Raw genomic sequence first — 247 nt, 5'->3', positions numbered from 1 at the left:
CACCAGGGTCAGGCCGTCCAGGCCCGGCATCACCAGGTCCTGGAGAATCACCGTGGGCTTGATGCGGATCGCCTGGGCAATGGCCTGGTGCGGATCGGCGCAGAAGTGGAAATCGATGTTTTCCTCGTTCGCCAACCCACGCCGCACCGCTTCGCCGATCATGGCCTGGTCGTCCACCAGCAACACCATGGCGGCATTTTCGTCGGTCTTGAATTCGTCGAGCTGTAAATCATTCATGGGTTGTCAC

At 59.9% G+C, this 247-nt stretch carries 1 protein-coding gene; it reads right to left on the bottom strand.

What is annotated here, in order from left to right; genetic code table 11:
* Nucleotides 1–237, bottom strand: a 237-nt coding sequence (locus SB756_RS33735) for a response regulator (RefSeq protein ID WP_410913720.1), incomplete at its 3' end; no start/stop codon positions are given.
* Nucleotides 238–247 lie beyond the last annotated feature (10 nt).

This window comes from Pseudomonas sp. SIMBA_068 (genome assembly GCF_046534705.1).
Taxonomy (GTDB): domain Bacteria; phylum Pseudomonadota; class Gammaproteobacteria; order Pseudomonadales; family Pseudomonadaceae; genus Aquipseudomonas; species Aquipseudomonas putida.
The sequence above is the reverse complement of the archived record's forward strand: the minus strand, read 5'-3'. Positions and strand labels throughout refer to the sequence as shown.